This window comes from Mesobacillus sp. (assembly GCF_049588175.1).
GTDB lineage: Bacteria > Bacillota > Bacilli > Bacillales > Cytobacillaceae > Mesobacillus.
The window spans coordinates 1-2,874 of record NZ_JBAVFI010000392.1; the positions used below are offsets into that span (position 1 = coordinate 1).

Consider the following 2,874-nt stretch of genomic DNA (forward strand, 5'->3'; position numbering starts at 1 on the left):
TTGCTATCAAAAAGAACTGCAGGAAACCCTACAGTTCTTTTTGATATTTTCTCACATTCAAATTGCTCTTGTGCCAAACAAAGCCGATGATCGCCCCAATTAAAGCTGGAATGATCCAGCCGAGACCAATTTCGTAAAGTGGCAGGTAATCCATGTAGAATGCTTTAACAGAATTGAAAAATGAGAATGTCATATTTGGTAAGCTTGCGGCTAATGCGCTATAGCCATCAAAAAAGCTTACAAAGAATGTCAGCAGCATGGAAGCTGCGTAAACGCTTTGTTTATGGCCGAATAATGGCGAGAATAAAGTTAACAGGATAAGGACAATTGCTAAAGGATACAAGAACATTAATACCGGCACCGCAAATTGGATGATATTATTTAATCCGAAGTTTGCGATTGTAAATGAAACGATACACAGTACCAGTACAAATTTTTTGTAACTGACTTTAGGAAATAGATTATGGAAAAATTCACTGCACGCAGTAATAAGTCCAATACTTGTTTTAAGGCAGGCAAGAACAATGATGATTGCAAGTAAGATTGCTCCGAAAGATCCAAAATAGTGCTGAGCAACAGCTGCAAAAATCTGTCCGCCATTATCGAAGGTACCTATAGCGTTTATACTTGATGCACCCATATACGTAATTAGTCCATAAATCAGCATCATTAAAGCCATCGCAAAAATACCAGATTTCAAGGTGGCATTCGCTATATCCTTCGTTTTCGTGATTCCCTGTCCCTTTATAGCATTGATGACAACAATTCCAAATGCTAGTGATGCGAGGGCATCCATTGTATTATAACCCTCTTTGAAACCTGTAATAAAAGCTAAATTAATATAGTCTCCGGAAGGTTCTCCAAAGTTCCCCATTGGCTTGAAGATGGAAGTTAAAATTAATACAAATAAAAAGACAAGAAAAGCCGGTGTTAAATATTTTCCGATGTAGTCCATTACCTTTGCGGGATGAAGTGAAAAAAAGTAAACAATGGCAAAGAAAACGAAGCTGAAGATTCCGAGCCATAAGCTTGCCTGTCCCGGATTAATGTAGGGTTCAAAGCCGACTACAAAAGGGACGGTAGCTGTCCGTGGAATCGCGAAAAAGGGACCAATCGTTAAATAAAGAGCCATAGCAAAAACCACACCAAAGAGCGGATGAACCCTGCTGGCTAAATCACGAAGGCCATTACTTCCTGAAAGACCAATCGCTAAAATTCCCAAAAATGGCAAGCCGATGGCTGTTACTAAAAAGCCAATTAATGCTTGCCAAAAGTTTGTTCCGGCAAGTTGCCCCAGCTGGATTGGAAAAATCAAATTCCCCGCACCAAAGTACATTCCGAATAGCATGGTTCCAATGACTCCATAGGTAGAAAACGATATTTTTTGCTGCATTTAAATTGCTCCTGTTCTAGTTGTATTAATCTCGAGGGGGTTACAAAAGCTGACAATCTAAGAAAATACCTTCTCTTATAAGACCCTCAAGCATTTCTCTTAAGTAGGTAGAATAAAACTCACTATATATTTTTGAAAGCTACAAGTCAATTGAAAGTTTTTAGTATTTTTAGAATCTTGCTGCATGACATATGTCCCCGGATATCATCTCCTATTCTTTTTATTTCCTTTCTGTGAACAAAATGAACAAAAGGTTTAATAAGTTTTTAATGCTGTTTAAATGGATAATCTGTTAAAAATTCAAAAACTTTGTAAAATTAAGAAAACGCTTACAAGGAGGAATTGAAATGGTTTTTATGAAGAAATTTTCAGCAGTAATGTGTGCAGGAGCACTGGCAATTAGCCTTGGTGCTTGCAGCAGTGAAGGGACATCTAGCTCTGAAGGTAAGGAAGAAAGTTCAGGCTATCCTACAAAAGCAATTAGCGTTGTGGCACCATCGGGAGCAGGAGGGGGATGGGATTTAACAGCCCGTTCATTTACAAAGGTATTAAGTGAAACAAAGATTGTAGAGCAGCCTTTAACAGTTGAAAACAAGCCGGGTGGAGGCGGTGCTGTGTTTATGGCTGAATATGCTACTGCGCAAGCGGAAAATAACGATATGCTCTTTGTCAATTCGCCTCCGATCATCATCAACAATTTGAAAAAAGAAGGAAACAGCCCGTACGGTGTTAAAAATACAACACCTTTGGCTCAGCTGACAAAGGATTATGGTGCCATTGTTGTAAAAGAGGATTCGAAATTTACGGACTTAAAGTCTGTTCTGGAAGAGGTAAAAAAAGACCCTAGTAAACTTACATTTGCCGGTGGCTCTGCTCCAGGTTCTATGGACCACTTGATTTCCATTCTTCCCGCTTTTAAATATGGAGTTGATCCAACAAAAGTTAAATATGTTTCTTATGATGGCGGTGGAGAAGCGATTACTGCATTGCTTGGTGGTAACGCAGATGTAATTGGCACAGATGCCTCCAGTGTTAAAGAATTTTTAAAGGCTGGCAAGGTAAGAGTGTTGGCTGTTACTTCAGCTGAGCGTCTATCTGGTGATTTTAAAGATATTCCTACCGCAAAAGAACAGGGTGTCGATGCTGAGTTTACTATTTGGCGCGGTGTTTTCGGTCCAGAAAAAATGTCAAAAGAAGCAAAAGCTTATTGGGATAAATCAATCAAGCAGCTTGTTGACTCTCCTGAATGGAAGAAGGAAGTAGAGACTCAGGGATGGGATTTCGACTATAAAAACAGTGCTGATTTTAATACGTTCTTAGAAGAACAAGAAGGCCAAATCCAGCAATTATTAGCCGCCCTGGGCATGCAGAAGTAATTAAGTAGGGGAAGGTCTTGCTTCCTTCTCCAAAGTTTAATATAGAAAGCATTAATTTAACTCTTAGTATGTCCAGCTTCAGCGCCTAGCCCCTCGAGTCGCTTG

General features: G+C 39.4%; 2 protein-coding genes. One reads left to right on the plus strand and one right to left on the minus strand.

From position 1 onward, the window contains the following. Positions 1-28: 28 nt before the first annotated feature. On the minus strand, positions 29-1,393 hold the full coding sequence (gene brnQ, locus WB217_RS09820; RefSeq protein WP_423992948.1) for a branched-chain amino acid transport system II carrier protein: 1,365 nt from the start codon (positions 1,391-1,393) through the stop codon (positions 29-31). A 356-nt stretch (positions 1,394-1,749) separates the two neighbouring features. Here brnQ and WB217_RS09825 point away from each other — a divergent pair, with 356 nt between their 5' ends. Then, on the plus strand, positions 1,750-2,769 hold the full coding sequence (locus WB217_RS09825; protein WP_423992950.1) for a tripartite tricarboxylate transporter substrate binding protein: 1,020 nt from the start codon (positions 1,750-1,752) through the stop codon (positions 2,767-2,769). Positions 2,770-2,874 lie beyond the last annotated feature (105 nt).